The 15037-nt window shown below is 57.8% G+C and carries 17 protein-coding genes and 1 tRNA gene; 11 read left to right on the top strand and 7 right to left on the bottom strand.

The window, feature by feature from the left end; translation table 11 throughout:
• The 4 genes from ABAC402_RS30670 to ABAC402_RS40210 form a co-directional block, all read right to left on the bottom strand.
• The coding region (locus ABAC402_RS30670) for a diguanylate cyclase domain-containing protein (protein ID WP_031235588.1) at window positions 1-1327 on the bottom strand (1327 nt) is incomplete at its 3' end.
• Between the two features lie 106 nt (window positions 1328-1433).
• Window positions 1434-1670, bottom strand: coding sequence for a sulfurtransferase TusA family protein (locus ABAC402_RS0120145; RefSeq protein WP_031235587.1), 237 nt, complete (start codon window positions 1668-1670; stop codon window positions 1434-1436).
• A 91-nt stretch (window positions 1671-1761) separates the two neighbouring features.
• The gene (locus tag ABAC402_RS30665) at window positions 1762-3120 is read right to left on the bottom strand and encodes a cellulase family glycosylhydrolase (RefSeq protein ID WP_031235586.1); all 1359 of its coding nucleotides are present in this window, start codon (window positions 3118-3120) and stop codon (window positions 1762-1764) included.
• 245 nt (window positions 3121-3365) lie between these two features.
• The gene (locus tag ABAC402_RS40210) at window positions 3366-3857 is read right to left on the bottom strand and encodes a hypothetical protein (protein ID WP_155847373.1); all 492 of its coding nucleotides are present in this window, start codon (window positions 3855-3857) and stop codon (window positions 3366-3368) included.
• Window positions 3858-4092: 235 nt separating this feature from the next.
• Between ABAC402_RS40210 and ABAC402_RS30655 the strand changes: the two genes are divergently transcribed.
• From ABAC402_RS30655 to ABAC402_RS30635, 6 genes are all read left to right on the top strand, one after another.
• Window positions 4093-4182: transfer RNA gene (locus tag ABAC402_RS30655), tRNA-Ser, on the top strand.
• Window positions 4183-4492: 310 nt separating this feature from the next.
• Window positions 4493-5029 (top strand): SPOR domain-containing protein, encoded by a 537-nt coding sequence (locus ABAC402_RS0120140; protein ID WP_023449591.1) that lies wholly within the window; start codon window positions 4493-4495, stop codon window positions 5027-5029.
• A 54-nt stretch (window positions 5030-5083) separates the two neighbouring features.
• Window positions 5084-5740: a dTMP kinase gene (gene tmk, locus ABAC402_RS30650; protein ID WP_023449590.1), complete on the top strand. Its 657-nt coding sequence runs from the start codon at window positions 5084-5086 to the stop codon at window positions 5738-5740.
• A gap of 1 nt (window position 5741) precedes the next feature.
• Complete coding sequence (locus ABAC402_RS30645) at window positions 5742-6743, top strand: DNA polymerase III subunit delta' (protein ID WP_023449589.1); 1002 nt, start codon at window positions 5742-5744, stop codon at window positions 6741-6743.
• An 18-nt stretch (window positions 6744-6761) separates the two neighbouring features.
• Complete coding sequence (locus ABAC402_RS30640) at window positions 6762-7550, top strand: TatD family hydrolase (protein WP_023449588.1); 789 nt, start codon at window positions 6762-6764, stop codon at window positions 7548-7550.
• Entirely contained in the window at window positions 7547-8362 is an 816-nt protein-coding gene (locus tag ABAC402_RS30635) for an MBL fold metallo-hydrolase (protein ID WP_023449587.1), read from the top strand. The genes ABAC402_RS30640 and ABAC402_RS30635 overlap by 4 nt, the downstream gene beginning before the upstream one ends.
• A gap of 81 nt (window positions 8363-8443) precedes the next feature.
• Here the strand turns inward: ABAC402_RS30635 and ABAC402_RS30630 are convergent, their stop codons facing one another.
• Window positions 8444-8725 carry a hypothetical protein gene (locus ABAC402_RS30630; protein WP_023449586.1) on the bottom strand — a complete coding sequence of 94 codons (282 nt, stop codon included), beginning with the start codon at window positions 8723-8725 and terminating at the stop codon, window positions 8444-8446.
• Between the two features lie 262 nt (window positions 8726-8987).
• Between ABAC402_RS30630 and ABAC402_RS41100 the strand changes: the two genes are divergently transcribed.
• A complete protein-coding gene (locus ABAC402_RS41100; RefSeq protein WP_255346309.1) occupies window positions 8988-9122 on the top strand; it encodes a hypothetical protein in 135 nt (44 codons plus the stop codon).
• Here ABAC402_RS41100 and ABAC402_RS30625 read toward each other — a convergent pair.
• Entirely contained in the window at window positions 9119-9343 is a 225-nt protein-coding gene (locus ABAC402_RS30625) for a hypothetical protein (protein WP_155847372.1), read from the bottom strand. The genes ABAC402_RS41100 and ABAC402_RS30625 overlap by 4 nt on opposite strands.
• A 632-nt stretch (window positions 9344-9975) precedes the next feature.
• Between ABAC402_RS30625 and ABAC402_RS30620 the strand changes: the two genes are divergently transcribed.
• The 4 genes from ABAC402_RS30620 to ABAC402_RS30605 all read left to right on the top strand — a co-directional run bounded on the left by ABAC402_RS30620 (window position 9976) and on the right by ABAC402_RS30605 (window position 13676).
• Window positions 9976-11289, top strand: a complete 1314-nt coding sequence (locus tag ABAC402_RS30620; protein WP_235079951.1) for an MFS transporter — start codon at window positions 9976-9978, stop codon at window positions 11287-11289.
• A complete protein-coding gene (gene mazG / locus ABAC402_RS30615; RefSeq protein WP_023449583.1) occupies window positions 11289-12086 on the top strand; it encodes a nucleoside triphosphate pyrophosphohydrolase in 798 nt (265 codons plus the stop codon). Before ABAC402_RS30620 ends, mazG begins: the two co-directional genes overlap by 1 nt.
• Window positions 12087-12338: 252 nt before the next feature.
• Window positions 12339-12935: a DUF6438 domain-containing protein gene (locus ABAC402_RS30610; RefSeq protein WP_023449582.1), complete on the top strand. Its 597-nt coding sequence runs from the start codon at window positions 12339-12341 to the stop codon at window positions 12933-12935.
• 150 nt (window positions 12936-13085) lie between these two features.
• Window positions 13086-13676: a helix-turn-helix domain-containing protein gene (locus ABAC402_RS30605; RefSeq protein WP_031235583.1), complete on the top strand. Its 591-nt coding sequence runs from the start codon at window positions 13086-13088 to the stop codon at window positions 13674-13676.
• A gap of 31 nt (window positions 13677-13707) precedes the next feature.
• On the opposite strand, the gene hflX is transcribed toward ABAC402_RS30605, so the two are convergent.
• Complete coding sequence (hflX, locus tag ABAC402_RS30600) at window positions 13708-15027, bottom strand: GTPase HflX (RefSeq protein ID WP_023449580.1); 1320 nt, start codon at window positions 15025-15027, stop codon at window positions 13708-13710.
• Between the last annotated feature and the right edge of the window lie 10 nt (window positions 15028-15037).

The following is a 15037-nucleotide window of genomic DNA, read 5'->3' as shown; positions in this document are numbered from 1 at the left end:
AGCCTGCCTGGCGATCGCGATTGTCAGCCGCAGCAGCAGCGCGCATCAGAACGTCACCCGCAGGCTCTCCCTCACGCATTTCCGCCGCACCAACATCGAATTCGACGACAAAAGGCGGGCGCCCTTGGCCGGAATCAAATGCCGTGCAGCCAATGACCGCCGATATGCGCTCCGCCACATTGCGCGCCGAATTCAGCGTGGTGGCGGGCAGAGCCAGGGCGAAGACGTCGTTAGACAGCCGCCCCGCGGTATCCTCGGCGCGAATCAGGCGCGCGATCATCGAGCCGATCTGCGGTAACGCGCGCTCGAACATCTTCTTTTTCCGAGCGCGGAAAATGTCCGGGGTATCGGTGATTTTCAGAACACAGATGCTTAGGGGCCGCTGACGTTCAACAGCCCCCCGGGCCAGACGCGCCAGATGATTGGCGAAGAGGTCACGGCCGAAAAGACCGGTGCCCTTGTCCATCTGCGGGTCGCCGCGCATGGCTTCCAGCGTCTTGCGGATGGTCAGGTGGCGCCGATGGACGCGCGCCAGACGCAGGAGGCGATCCGCAATTTCAGCATTGCCGGCCGACGGATTGCCGATATCGCTGACGCCGCGCAAATAAGCGTCGCCCAGATCGAGTTCCATCGCCCTGTTCAGCCGCAGCAGCACGGGCGTATGATACAGGCGTGTGTTGCGACGCATCCCGGAAGCGATCGACAGGGCTTCGGAAGGTTGGTCGCTACCCCACAGCAGCACGGCATCGAACACCTTGTCGTGCAGGTAATCAAAGGCGCTGTAGCTCGACAGAGCGGCAACGACATCGGCGTCCTGTTTCTTCAAAGCATGGGTGAGGGCCAGAAACTCCGGATCTGGTTGGCCTATGGACAGCAGGCTAAGCTTAGGCTGGTTTTGCATAAGCTGATCAAGGCCTTGGGCGCCGTTGTTAAAAGTCAGGCACCTCAGATCATATTCTTCTTCGGCAACGCAGGCCCGCACCAGATGCTCGACACTCAGCGAGATCTGCTGGGGATGGGCGTCCTTGGTGAACACCATGTCCCATCCCGCCGGAATGACGTAGTCATCGTCGTGCCGCATCATGATCGCCGGTATGCGACGTGGCAGACAGGCTGCGCGAAGTTTCTCGAGCAGACCCGGCCAGCCCTTCTCGCAGGATTCATCGACCAGGACAGCTTCGATACCGAGGTCGGCAAGCGCGGCGCACGCAGCTTCCGGGGATGCGGCGCTCAAGGTGCGAATACCCAGACGGTCCAGGTCACGACTCAACCCTTGCAACCAGTCGTCGTCACGACTCAATAGCAACAGACGTGCTTGAAGGGTCAATGAACGCTCCTATACACCTTTTCCTAAGACGGAATCGCTTCCGTCCATCCCAGGCGGCAACACTCTTACGGCTGAAACCGTAAACAGAGTTGTAACATAAAACGTGTTAGTCGGCGCGGCGGATTTCAAACCGCCAGCCTTGTGAAAGTGTCTTGGTTGAGATCAGCAAATAATTGTTTTGGTTGCAAAAATGCGGTACGTCAATTTGCGCCATGGGATCGTCAGCGAGAAGGACTACTGTCACGTCACCACTCCGTGCGGCCAGATGACGTCGTAGCTTCAATGTCGGGACAGGACATCGATGGCCACGGGCGTCGATGACGGCAGGTTCGGAAGGGATCATGGCCTTCTCCTGAAACAGGCATGCTAGTCGCGAAAAGACGAAAAAAGCCGCGCCCGAGGACGCGGCCTTTTGCTACAGCTATAGGCTCAGTTTAGCCCGCTGCCGACAAGATACGTATTTGATCGGCGTGAGCCTTGATCAATGCCTGGGTCGACGTGTCGGTGTTGAAAACGCTGTACCAACCCTGAGGCTCGTGCGGCGGATCACCGACATAGGCGGTTTCACCGCGCAGCATGCGGTAGTCGGCATGCAGTGCGCGCCCGGCGCCACCCCAGGCCCAGAAGTTGGAACCGGCCACCGGGGTATGATTTCTGATGGCGTCTTCAGTAGCGGCATAGATCATGCCGTAGAACCTGTCCCTATAGTCGGTCGGTGTCCCCGGTTCAAAGGCAACATCGTCGCGCGGGAAACCGAACTCTTCGAAGACCACGGGTTTGTTCAGCTTGCGACCAATGTCGATATGCGCCTGGATGTAGGCTTTTACCTTGTCGGCGCCGCCGTCATAGGTCCCGGCCAGGTTCTTGCCGTCGACCCACGACCAGTTCTGCGGCCAAATGTGCGCCGTGAAATAATCTATGTGTTCATGGGCCTTTACGACGACTTCCTCACGTCCGTTCGCACCCATCAGGCCTTCATGGCCTAAAGACACCAGGTGATTGGCGTCGAGCGAACGGATCAGAGCAGCCGTGTCCTTGATCCAGCCGTAATAGGCCTCGACATTCTTGTCGATGGAGGCATCGGTGCCACCCGGACGGGGTTCGTTACACAACTGCCAGGCCATGATCGTCGGGTCGTCCCTGTAGAACTTGCCGGTGATCGCATTGGTCCGTGCCACCAGCATGCGGACATAATCGTAATAGACCGCCTTGGCGGCGCCGCTGGCGTAGAACTGGGCGGAATAGTCAGCAAAGGCCGGCCAGGGATGCGCGGGATCGCCCGCATTGATGTAGTTGCCGCCGTTGGTGTAATACTGGTTGGTCACTAGGCCGCCGGACCACTCCCAGAAGTTTGTCAGGTACAGAACCGCCTTCATGTCACGCTTGGCCATTTCAGCCAGCAGGAAGTCGAGCCCGATCAGCAGGTCGTTATTGTAATCACCAGGCTTGTTGGTGAAGGCCGGATCAAGAGAATTAATCAGCGGCGACAACTCCGAAGAACCCAGAACCCGCAGGTTATCAATCCCCAAAGCCTTCAGGTCGTCCAGTTCCTTGAGCAGACGGGTGCGATCGCCGAAGGCTGCGGTGGCGCCGAGATAGGCGCCGTACCAGATGTTGGCGCCGACAAAGTGATAGGGCTGGCCGTTCAGCTTGAACTTTATGCCATCGACGGACACGAAACCAGAACCGGACGGAGCCGACGTGTTGAGCTTAGGAAGGCTGCATCCCGCAAGGCCGAGCCCCGCAGCACCTGCCGCGGTTCCCATAAGGTGGCGACGTGAAATGTCGGGCATAGAAGAAACTCCCTGTTGATTTGGTTGCCGGCAACTTAAGTCACAACGCACATTAAATAAATACGAAATATTTATGCCATACCAAAAAAAGTTGCCGGTAGGGCTTGGGGATTGCGGCACAACTTGGCACTACCCGGCTCGGTCCTACCGGGTAGTTATTCAAAATCTAAGCTCGGTAAGGCTTAATCGCTGTGACCGTCGCCAATGACTTAAGTATGGCGCGCACGCACCATTCCGCATTCTGATCAGAAACTTACAGACATATCTTGATAAAGCGTTACATCGAGATGACGAAAGAGCGTGGGTACACATGTAAGGCCGAGGCCCTGGTCCGGTTCGGCGCCAAATGGGAAGGCCTGATTCAGCGCGCCAAACTTCAAAAAGAGCATTAGAAGAACGTAATAAAAAACAATAAATACAGATATTAAACAATAATACTTCGCAACAAAGACCATGATGGCCGCAGTCGCGACATTGTCGATGAAACCGGCTCTGCCCGAGCCGCCGACGACCATTTTGCCGAAACTGTCGCCGACGAAGTCGCGACCGAAGTGAGGGTCCATGTTTCGATTTGGCGTTGTGCCGGAATAGGCCGCGGCAGCGATGACGGCGGCAATGAAGGAGAATCTGGAGCCAAGATAACTCGGGAATTGGCGCGCACGACAAAAAACGGGATGGTGTTGATGTCGGAAAAGGAAAGGCTGGTGCTGGGATCGAACCCGGTCAGGAGTCGACAAAGCACGTTGCCGCCGACCATGGCGACAACGTGCTTCAGACTTTCGACCATATTTTTGCCGGCCGTCAGACGGTCTTCAGCGCAAATCGCCTGAGCGGGTTCGCTCGCCATCACAATGCCCCTGGAAGCATCTCGGAACCGGGGGCGGCCGGAGAAACAGCGTTTTGGCGGCCGGCGATCTTTTTGCTTGGCACTCGTGGACACTCAGGCTACAAGCCGCTTCCGCTCACAGGCATGGACAGGTGGCCGAGTGGTTTAAGGCAGCGGTCTTGAAAACCGCCGTAGGTGGAAGCCTACCGTGGGTTCGAATCCCACCTTGTCCGCCACCCCTCAGAATTTCTTAACCAAGATCTTGATAGATTGGTTGAAGTTGACACGTAGAGGGGCAGGATACACGACTGTATGGCACCGGCTCGAGCAGCAATATTGACCTTAAGTTTTATAGCCTTAGCCGTTGTTTCGGCTATGACTTTAAGCGCTTGCGTATCTCCCGCGAAGCCTGCCTCGAGTATCAATGTCCGCGGTCCGAAAGTCGCCGATGAAGCCCGTTATAACAAAGGTAACCTTAAGCCCTATACGGTCCGCGGGCGGACTTACTATCCTGGAATCCCGAAGGTAGGACATGAGGAGACTGGTATGGCTTCATGGTATGGCCATGAGTCGCCCAACCGTCACACGGCCGATGGCGAGGTTTTCATCGCCGATGGCATTTCGGCCGCCCACAAAACCTTTCCACTGCCCAGCGTCGCTGAAGTCACCAACCTCGACAACGGCAAGACCATCCGCGTTCGCGTCAACGACCGTGGGCCGTTCAGCGATGGCCGGATCATCGACCTTTCGCGCGGAGCAGCCAAGGCACTGGGCGTCTACACGACGGGAACTGCCAAGGTCCGGGTCAAGTTTCTTGGACCGGCCGAGCCGCTGCCGGCGCAGCCGGTCTATGCGCGGCCGTCAGGCGATGACCAAAGCTTTATCGTGCAACTGGGCGCGTTTTCGCAGGAAAGTAATGCCCAACGCGCCCAGGAAAAGATGGACGGCGCGCGCATCGATCGGCGCGGCGAATTCTATATTGTCTATTTGGGTCCGTACACGGGTGCCGACGCGGCGGAAAGCCATCGCCAGGATTCTATCGATGCCGGATTTACAAGCGCCATTCTCAAACGCGCCGAATAGAGAAATTTTATTCGAGGACTTGAGAAATCAACGAAACGCGGGCTATTTCAGCACGTGAGCCAGATATCGCACAGCAGGGGCCGGTTTATCGTCTTTGAAGGCGGTGAGGGAGCCGGAAAATCCACCCAGGTCCAGGCGCTGGTCAAGCGGTTGCGCGACTTCGGTCATGAAGTCGTCCAGACGCGCGAACCCGGCGGATCGCCCGGGGCGGAACTCTTGCGCAACCTGCTCGTCCAGGGCGACGCCGGGCGCTGGTCGCCGATGAGCGAAACCCTAATGATGTACGCTGCGCGCTCCGACCACCTCGAAACCGTTATTCGTCCCGCATTGGCCCGCGGTGCCTGGGTAGTATCTGACCGTTTCGCCGACTCATCTCGCGCGTATCAGGGTGCCGGCGGTGGCGTGACGCCTGACTTCATCGAACAGATCGACGCCGCCGTCGTCGCCGATACCCAACCGGATCTCATATTGATCCTCGACATGCCGGTCGAGGTCGGCCTGGCGCGGGCTTCATCGCGCGGTGACAAGGAGAACCGTTTCGAGTCAAAGGGCCTGGCGTTCCATGAGCGCCTCCGCCAGGGATTTCTGACTCGCGCCGCCAAGGTTCCGGAACGGTACCGCGTGCTGAATGCCGATAAGCCGATTGAGCCTTTGTTCAACGACATCTGGAGCGTGATGACCCGTGCGTTCTCAGACTTGCGGGTCACCTGACATGACCGATGAACTGCGCCTGATTGCGCCGCGCGAAAGCTTCGACTTCGAAGGCGGAGATGCCGTCGACCGCGCCTTCCTGACGGCGTTTCAGCGCGACCGCCTCCATCACGCCTGGCTTCTGTGCGGACCTCAGGGTTTGGGCAAGGCCAGCTTCGCCTTTCGCTGCGCGCGGTTTTTGATGGGCCACGATCGCGATGAAAGCTTTGGCGCCCTTGGCATGTCGCGTACCGACACCGATGTCCGGCTGATTACGGCGCAGTCGCATCCAGATCTGCTGGTGCTGGAACGCGAGATGGGCGACGCCAAGCTGAAGAAGAATATCACGGTCGACGCTGTGCGCGAAGTTGGTGAATTCTTCTCCAAGGCGCCATCGCGATCGGCCTACCGGGTTTGCATCATCGACTCAGTCGATGATTTGAATGTCAATTCTGCCAATGCTTTACTGAAAATTCTTGAAGAACCACCTCACAAAGGCATCATCTTCCTGATCTCACATTCGCCCGGAAGACTGCTGCCAACCATCCGCTCTCGGTGCCGGCGGTTGACCTTCGCACCCTGGAGCGATGCCCAGGTCAATACCTTCCTGCGCCAGCGGATCGAACTGGAAGACGAAGCGATCGACCGGCTGGTTCGGCTGTCGCATGGTGCCCCCGGCCGGGCGTTAAGCCTTATGGAAGAAGGGGCGCTGGACATGGACAGCCTGGCGGGACGCATGATGGAAGGTACCAAGCCACCGCGTCAGGAGTTGATGGCGGCGGCCGCTATGTTCAAGGCGTCGAATGCAAAAAGTGACGGTGCCCGTAAATTTGCCACCTTCGTCATGTGTCTGTGTGACCGTATGCAGGATGGCGCCCTGGGCGCCGAGACCTCACAAAAGGGGCAATCCATCGCCAAGTTGTGGTCGAAACTGCAAAATGCGCCGGCGGAGGTCGAATCCATCAACCTTGATCGTGGCGACTATTTTTGGTCTATTTATAACGACTTATCGGCATTAAATTGAGATACAGTGTGAGCTTACATGATTGATTACCGATATATTGATTCCCATGTCAATCTGCATGCCCCGCAATTCGATGAAGATCGGGCCGAGGTCATAGAACGCGCGCGTGCTGCGGGCGTAGATATGATGATAAACATCTGTGACCGGGTGTCGAATTTCGATGCGGTTTATGCCATCGCCGAGGCCCACGACGATATCTGGGCCACCGTCGGAACACACCCGCATGAGGCGCGTGAAAATCCCGAGCTGACGGAAGATACCTTGCTCGAACTGGCGCAGAAACCGAAGGTCGTAGGCATCGGCGAATGCGGTCTCGACTTTCACTATGATTACAGCCCGCGCGATATCCAGGCCAAGGTGTTTCGCGTTCACGCCGCCGCAGCTCGCGAAAGCGGCCTGCCTCTGGTGATCCACACGCGCGAGGCCGACGATTGGATGGGCCAAATCCTGGAAGTGGAAATGGCCAGGGGCGCATTCAAGATGCTCCTGCACTGTTACACCTCAGGTCCCGAACTCGCCCGCAAATGTGCGGAGATGGGCGCGTATTTTTCAGTGTCGGGCATCGCCACCTTCAAGGCCGCCCAGGCTGTTCGCGACATCATAAAGGACATGCCGGCTGATCGCATTATTGTTGAGACCGATTGTCCATATCTGGCGCCGATACCTATGCGCGGTCGCCGTTGTGAGCCGGCCTTCGTGCCGCATGTTTATGACAAGCTCGGCGAGATCCGCGGTTGGACGGCACAAGAGGTGAGGGCGCGCACCCACGCAGCACTCTTTCAGTTGTTCGACAGGATCAGGCCATGACCAAAATCCTGACCGTCAAAATTTTGGGCTCGGGCTGCTCGACCGGTGTGCCACGCATCGACGGCTATTGGGGCGCCTGCGATCCCGACGATCCAAAAAACCGGCGGACGCGGTGTTCCGCGTGGTTCGGGCTTCGCGACACGGAAACGGGTGGCTTAACCTCGGTCGTGGTCGATACCTCGCCGGAGTTCCGCGAGCAGATGGTCCGCACGGGCGTTAACCATGTTGACGCCATCCTGTGGACTCACGACCACGCCGACCAGGCCCACGGCGTGGACGACATACGTGCCTTTACCTTTGCGCGCGGCCGGCCGATCGACGGGTATATGGATGAAGCGACGTATGCCACGTTTCGGACGCGCTTTGATTATGTCTTTACCGGCAAGTTCGGTTATCCGCCGATTTGCGACCCACAAATCATTCCGCCGCATGGCGAACCCTGGGGCATTGACGGACCGGGCGGATATTTGCCAGTCATGACATTCGACCAGGAGCACGGGCCGATCCGTTCCGTGGGCTACCGTATCGGTGACGTTGCCTATTCCAGCGACGTCAACCAGATTTCGGAAGTGAGCTTTGCAGCCCTGGACGGCGTGAAGGTATGGATCGTCGATGCCTTGCGTCGGCGAGTGCACCCAAGTCACGCGCACCTGGATCTGGCGCTGGAATGGATCGCGCGGGTCAGGCCGGAACGGGCCATCCTGACAAATCTGCACCAGGATATGGATTATGAGACTTTGAAAGCAGAATTGCCTGACAATGTCGAGCCGGCTTACGATCAAATGCAGATCGACGTCACTTTTGACGGCTGAAAGTTATTCTTGTTCAATGTGTTGTAATGGATTTTTGAGAGAAAACCTGAATTGTTTGTGCATGATTGAAGTTTGACTTATTCAGTTATAGTCAATCAGGCTGGTGCCGCCATAATTGACCTGATCAGGTTGCGGACCTTCAAAGGCCATCTGGTCGAAGACGAACAGACCAGCCAGAACAGCGAAAAAGCCTGCCAGGGCGAGGACCATGATCAGGATGTTGGTCAGAGCCTTGCGATCGACTCCAGTGGCAAGACCGCCCCATATTGTCGGCTTGAAACTGTAACCGAAGCGGCGGGCATGCAGCGTCAGTTCGCCGAAGGTATCGATTGTAGGCTGGAAATGCGTGACAGACTTGGCCATATCAACAACCCGAAAATCTTGTACTGGGCGCCGGGATCGGCGTTGTCCTGAACCTAGGGCAAAATCCGTAAGGGGTATGTGGCAAAACTGGCAACGTTGCGTAAGAACGGTGTAAGCCACAATAGTGTCTGGCGCTCGTAAGGCCCAATAATTTCCCATAATATTTATTATGCGAGACATGGGTGTAGCCGCCATTTAGTAATGTCGCACTCGTGCCAGTTAGAGATGGCACCCTCCCGCATTTTCGTGGGAGGCCCTCTAAGTGACGTTACATATCATGAGCGACAAAGAGCTAGCGCGGCTTGAAGTCCTGCGCGATCTGACGAGCGGCCGGCTGACGGCATCGGCGGCTGCCGAACTTCTGGGATTGGAGCGGCGGCAAGCTCGGCATGGCTAGGCATCTTCTGCGAGAACAGCCAAGTTAGGCATTTCGCCTATCGTGACGACGGGCAAATAGCTTGCTGCGGCCAGGGCAGAAGGGTCTTTTTCTATCCAGTGAGCAAAGCGTGCCTCAGCCCATGAATACGCAAAATCGCTCTCATGTTCGAATAAATATGAGACGAGCCGCTCCGCAATAGTTTTCCCCCACTCCAAAGCAGCTTCGTCGGAATCGCTCATGATCCAGATACCCGTGCTCGACTCGTAGTCAGTCCCGTCACGAGTGTTCGCCCTCACCTCGGCGGTGTTTTCAAAACCGAAACGGAAAAGGCGCCTAGCGAGCATGGCGCGACGATAGTCGCTTTCAATGGATCGGTCTACGTGCCTCGCGCGCCTACCGGCCCACTCGGAAAACAAAGACTAAGCTGGGCAGTCAGTGCATCGGTCGTCGGTCGGGCTCTGCGCGATGTGAAGGCTTCGCGCCCGCCCGCCGCCCGACCCCATAGCAGGTGCTCCGTGACATTTCTATCTGGCGGAAACCGTGAGATTTCTAACCGGCCTAGACATTTCGTTTAGTCGCCATTGTGTAATTTTGGCCCCGTGCCCTTTCGCGATATTCTCGCGGAAAACGGCTGTCCGGAACGCGGCGGAGCTTGCAAGCTAAATTGGACCCCGTGCACGCGATGACGGTCGTTGAATGTACTCAGCGCTAGGATCAACGTTGATGCTGACTTCACACCTTACTTTAACTGCAATCCGGCTTGGCTTTTGGCGGGACGCGGCTTAAGACTCGCTGTAGAGAGCCAAACAGCGCGATTTTTTTGGAGAACCGCATGTCATCGGGGGGAACGGAGTCTTCTAGCGAGGCCCGCGTGCCTTTTAGACGGTTATTGGCGTTTATCGGCCCTTGCGTCCCCTTTGCCGCCTTGGGCTTGCCTCTGGTCGCCATCTTGCCGGAATATTACGGTACGCAGCTTCAATTGGGCGCTTCCGTCGGGCTGATTTTCCTGATCGTGCGCTGTTGCGACATCCTGATCGATCCCCCGCTGGGTTATTGGATGGATCGTACACGGACGAAACTCGGCCGGTTCAAACTGTGGATGCTGATGTGCCTGCCGGTCCTGTTTGTCAGCGCCGGTTTCATCTTTCTCGCCGGCAAGGGCGTAACTGAGCTCTATCTCGGACTATGGCTGCTGGTGCTATATATTGGCTTCTCCATGGCAGCGCTCAGTCAATCGAGCTGGGGGACGGTGTTGTCGACCGATTATAATGAGCGATCTCGCATTTTCGCCTGGTGGCAGGTCGGCAATATTATCGGCATCATCTGCGCCGCCGTCATTCCGGTCGCAGCGCAACATCTCGGCTACAGCTATAATGTAGGAGTCCAGGCCGTCGGCATCTTCATCATGATCACTTTGCCGCTCAGTATCGGCATTGCCTTCATGATCGTGCCGGAAAAGGTGTCGAATGCCGCGACGCATGACCTGCATCTGGGGCACTATTTCGATATGTGGAAGCGCAAGAATGTGCGCTGCATCCTGTGGGCCGATCTTTTCATGGGATTGGCGCCCGGGATCATGGGCGCCCTGCTCTTCTATTTCTTCGAGCAGGTCAAAGGCTTGACGCGGGTGGAGGCCAGCATCGCCATGCTGCTCTACTTCGTCGGCGGGATTGTCGGCGCGCCGATTTGGGTGATCGCGTCGAAGAAGTTCAACAAGCATGCAACCTTGATCGTCTCCAGCGTGATCTTCGCCGTCCTGTACGGCGCCATGTATTTCGCGCCTAAGGACAATTTTTTGGTCTGCGCCACAATGACCTTCCTCAACGGGATTCCCTATGCTGCCTCTCTGCTTCTGACTCGGGCACTGATGGCCGACATCGGTGACGAGGTCATGCTGGAAAGCGGTCATGACCATAAGGGTACCCTTATGGCGATCCTGTCGGCAACGACCAAGCTGGGATACGCCTTTTCGGCGACGACCATAACGGCGGTCGGTGCGCTCGGGTTCAATGTAAAGGCCCCAGCGACCAGCCCGGCCGAGTCACTGATCTGGGTCGAAGCTTTTTTCATCGGCTTCCCGGTCCTGTTCCTCCTTTTGGGCGCCGCGGTTATGAAAAATTATGATCTGACGCCGGAAAAACACGCCGATATCGTAGCGGGCCTTAAGCAAAAGGGTCTGGTGTGATGGAACGGCCGGCGATCGAGGGTTTGCTGGAGGTTATGCGCCGGCTGCGCGATCCGGTTAGCGGCTGTCCGTGGGATCGCGAACAGACGTTTGCGACGATCGCGCCTTACACGGTCGAGGAATCCTACGAGGTCGCCGACGCTATTCAGCGCGACGATATGCGTGACCTGAAGGAAGAACTGGGCGACCTGTTGTTTCAGGTGGTGTTTCATGCCCGTCTCGCCGAAGAACTCGGCCTGTTCGATTTTCACGCTGTCGCCGCCGCCATGTCGGAGAAACTGATCCGGCGCCACCCGCATGTCTTTGGCGATGTCGGCGACCGTACAGCCGACGAGCAGAATGTCGCCTGGGAAGTGACCAAGGCGGAAGAACGCAAGGCCAAGAACCAGACCGGCATCCTGGACGATGTTCCGGTGGGCTTGCCTGCCCTCACCCGCGCCGCCAAGCTGACCAGACGCGCCGCCCGGGTCGGGTTCGACTGGCCCAGCGTTCACGAGGTGGTCGACAAGCTGGACGAAGAGACCGCCGAGTTGAAGGCCGAGATCCAGGCCGGCGACGTCGCCAAAGCGCGCGAAGAACTGGGCGACCTTTTGTTCGTCTTGGCAAATCTGGCGCGCAAACTGGATGTCGAGCCTGAAGACGCGCTGCGCATGACGAATGCCAAGTTCGTTCGCCGGTTTGAGTCGATTGAGGCGGCTCTGCGCGCTCAGGGCAGAACACCGGACCAGTCCAATCTGGAGGAGATGGATGCTCTATGGAACGCCGCCAAGCACAGCGAGCGCGAAATCCAGCTTTGATACCAGCCCGCGATGACCTTGCCCCATCGCGGACTGGCAAGCGCGCCAGAGAACGTACTTCGGGCGCCCGAGCTTATGCGAGGAGCCATGGGGGGCGCCTGGTCCGGCGCTTGAGCTGAAAAAATGCGAATACCAAGCGTCATTCTTTATGAGGCTTGGTATGAGTTTATGCCGTAACTCCATAAGCGCTGTGTAATTGTTGAGAACCTGACCTCGTCGTAAACTTCATCCCAAACGGGCTGGAGTCTACTGATGCTGAAGGCCAAGGCCACTGCACTAAAGCGATACGCTATCATTGGCGCCGTCGCTGTTGGCGCCGGATTGTTGTTTGGACTCGCGGCATCCGCCTGGCAGGTCTGGCGCGAAGATTCAGTCTATCGCGATAGCCATATAAGCTATGTCCAGTTTCCGTGCGAAACCATGACGACGGCTGGGGCCTGTCCGGCCTTTCGAGTCGATGCTTTCGGCGACGGCACGGTTGTCTATCAGGGCGGCACCGGAACCAAGATTCCCGGCAATTATACCTATCGCGTCTCAGGACAAGAGATGCGCGCCTACATTCGCGACTTGCACGCCTCTTCGTTCTGGTCGGAGGCGGTACCGGCGGGCCCGAATAGCTACGGCGGTTCGTGCATCATAATCCTGCATGTCAAAGACGACGTCCGCCGCAATGGTTGCCTGAAATGGCGCCCCGGCAGCGACCAGGCGATGAATGACCCCGGTGTTTCCGTAAATGTTGCGCAGTTGGAGGCCCTGACGCGCGTCAACAGCCTGACACGCGGCGATACCGGCACGACGGAAATGAAGCGACACGCCCGCCCGTATACGTCCCGGAGAGATCTATTTTGATTTGCAAGTCACCTTACGCTTCGATGTCTTTCAGCAAGTCATTATTAGCTTCACTTTTGATATGAAAGTGGAAATTTCGTTCCGATTGCGAATCGCAAGACGGATGCGTTAAGACTTGCGCTACGCCATTCAAAACGACCGGTGCTTCGCATGAAACGTACGACCAAAGCCTCACCTCCCCCATCAGCGTCGCAGACTGCGGGACCGAGGTCACGGCTGGTGCGGGGGGAGGCGCCGCCGGCCAAGCCGGGCCTGGTCAAAAAGCCCCTCCCCGACAAGGCGCACCGGTCTTTGTGCCCAATCAACCTGACCCTGGAAAAGGTCGGAGATTCCTGGTCGATGTTGATCATCCGCGACCTGATGCTGCGCGGGCATACAGGCTATCAGGCCTTTCTGCGGTCTGAGGAAAAGATCGCCACCAACATCCTCGCCGATCGCCTGGCGCGGCTGGAACAGAACGGCGTGATCATCAAAAAACCGGATCCGGCCGATGCCCGCAAATTTATCTACAGCCTGACCGAAAAGGGCGCTGACCTGGCGCCCCTGCTGGTGGAGTTGGCGCTCTATTCCCTAAAGCACGAGCGTCGGACCGACATGCCTAAAGACGTTGCCGCCGAAATGCAGCGCAACAAGACCGCGTTTGTGTCGCGTCTGGTGCGGGCCTGCGCCCCAAAGACAACGGCAAAACGCCGCAAGCAAGAGCCGCGACAGGGGGCGGAGGAGACTTTGAGCCTGTTCTGACGGATCGAAGGTTCTTTGCGGGAGCGACGATCTATACCGCCGCCATGCGGGCAAAGCGGCCATAAGCCATGTCCGACAGCTTGACCTTCAGGTGAACGCGGCCGTCCTCGCCCTCATGTCGGGCTACGACGCGACCATGCTGATAAAGGAAGGCCAGAGCCTCGCCCTGGTGCGGATCGAGAATCAGGTCGATCTCCTCACCCTCGGCATCAACCAGGGCAGCTATGCGGCTGAGCAGAGCTTCGATTCCCTCACCCGTAATCGCCGACACCGGCATGGGTTTCTGGGCATCGCGGGAGGTGACGGCGCGACTGAACAAACCTTCTTTGGAATCAGCGTCTAACAGATCGATCTTATTCCACACTTCGAACATGCGGCTACGATCGAGATCGGGCAGTATCTGTTGCAGCACATGCTCGACATCCTGGCGCTGGGCCTCAGTTTCCAGATTGGAAACGTCGCGGACATGCAGGATCAGATCGGCCTGCTCGACCTCTTCCAAGGTGGCGCGGAAGGCGGCGACCAGTTCGTGCGGCAGATCCGAAATGAAGCCCACCGTGTCACTGAGCATCGCCGAACGGCCATTGGGTAGTTTCAGGGTGCGCAGGGTAGTGTCAAGAGTGGCAAACAGCAGGTCTTTCGCGACGACAGCAGCATGGGTCAGGTGATTGAACAGCGTCGACTTGCCGGCATTGGTATAGCCGACCAGAGCAACGATCGGGTACGGAACCTTCTTGCGCTGGACGCGGTGCAGGTTGCGCGTGCGGCGAACCTCGTCCAGTTCGGTCTTCAGCTGCTTGATCTTGTCGGCGATCATGCGGCGGTCGAGCTCGATCTGGGTTTCGCCCGGCCCGCCGGTCGTGCCAGTGGCGCGCTGGCGTTCCAGGTGGGTCCAAGTGCGGACCAGACGCGACTTTTCATATTCCAGCCGCGCCAGTTCGACCTGCAACTTGCCTTCGCGCGTCCGGGCGCGGCGGCCGAAGATCTCCAGGATCATGCCGGTTCGGTCAATGACCTTCAGCTCCAGCGCCTTTTCGAGGTTACGCTGCTGGATCGGCGTCAGGGCGCCGTTGACCACGCACAGGGATGCCCTTGCGTCCTCGCACATGGCCTTGATCTCGTCGACCTTGCCTGCCCCGAACAGGGTCGCGGGATTGAGCTTGCGCACGCGCACCGACACAGACCCGACGATCTCAAGATCGAGCGCCAGGGCGAGGCCGATAGCCTCCTCCAGCCGCGACTCGTCATGAAGACGCAGTGCCGCGCGCTGATCGGCAGCGTGTGCGATATCTGCGTCGATGACGACCGCCCGGACGATATCGGGCGCGTGATCGATATATTTATCGGTCAATGAAGAATCC

It is taken from the genome of Asticcacaulis sp. AC402, assembly GCF_000495835.1.
Lineage (GTDB): Bacteria > Pseudomonadota > Alphaproteobacteria > Caulobacterales > Caulobacteraceae > Asticcacaulis.
This window is presented reverse-complemented; position numbering and strand designations above follow the sequence as displayed.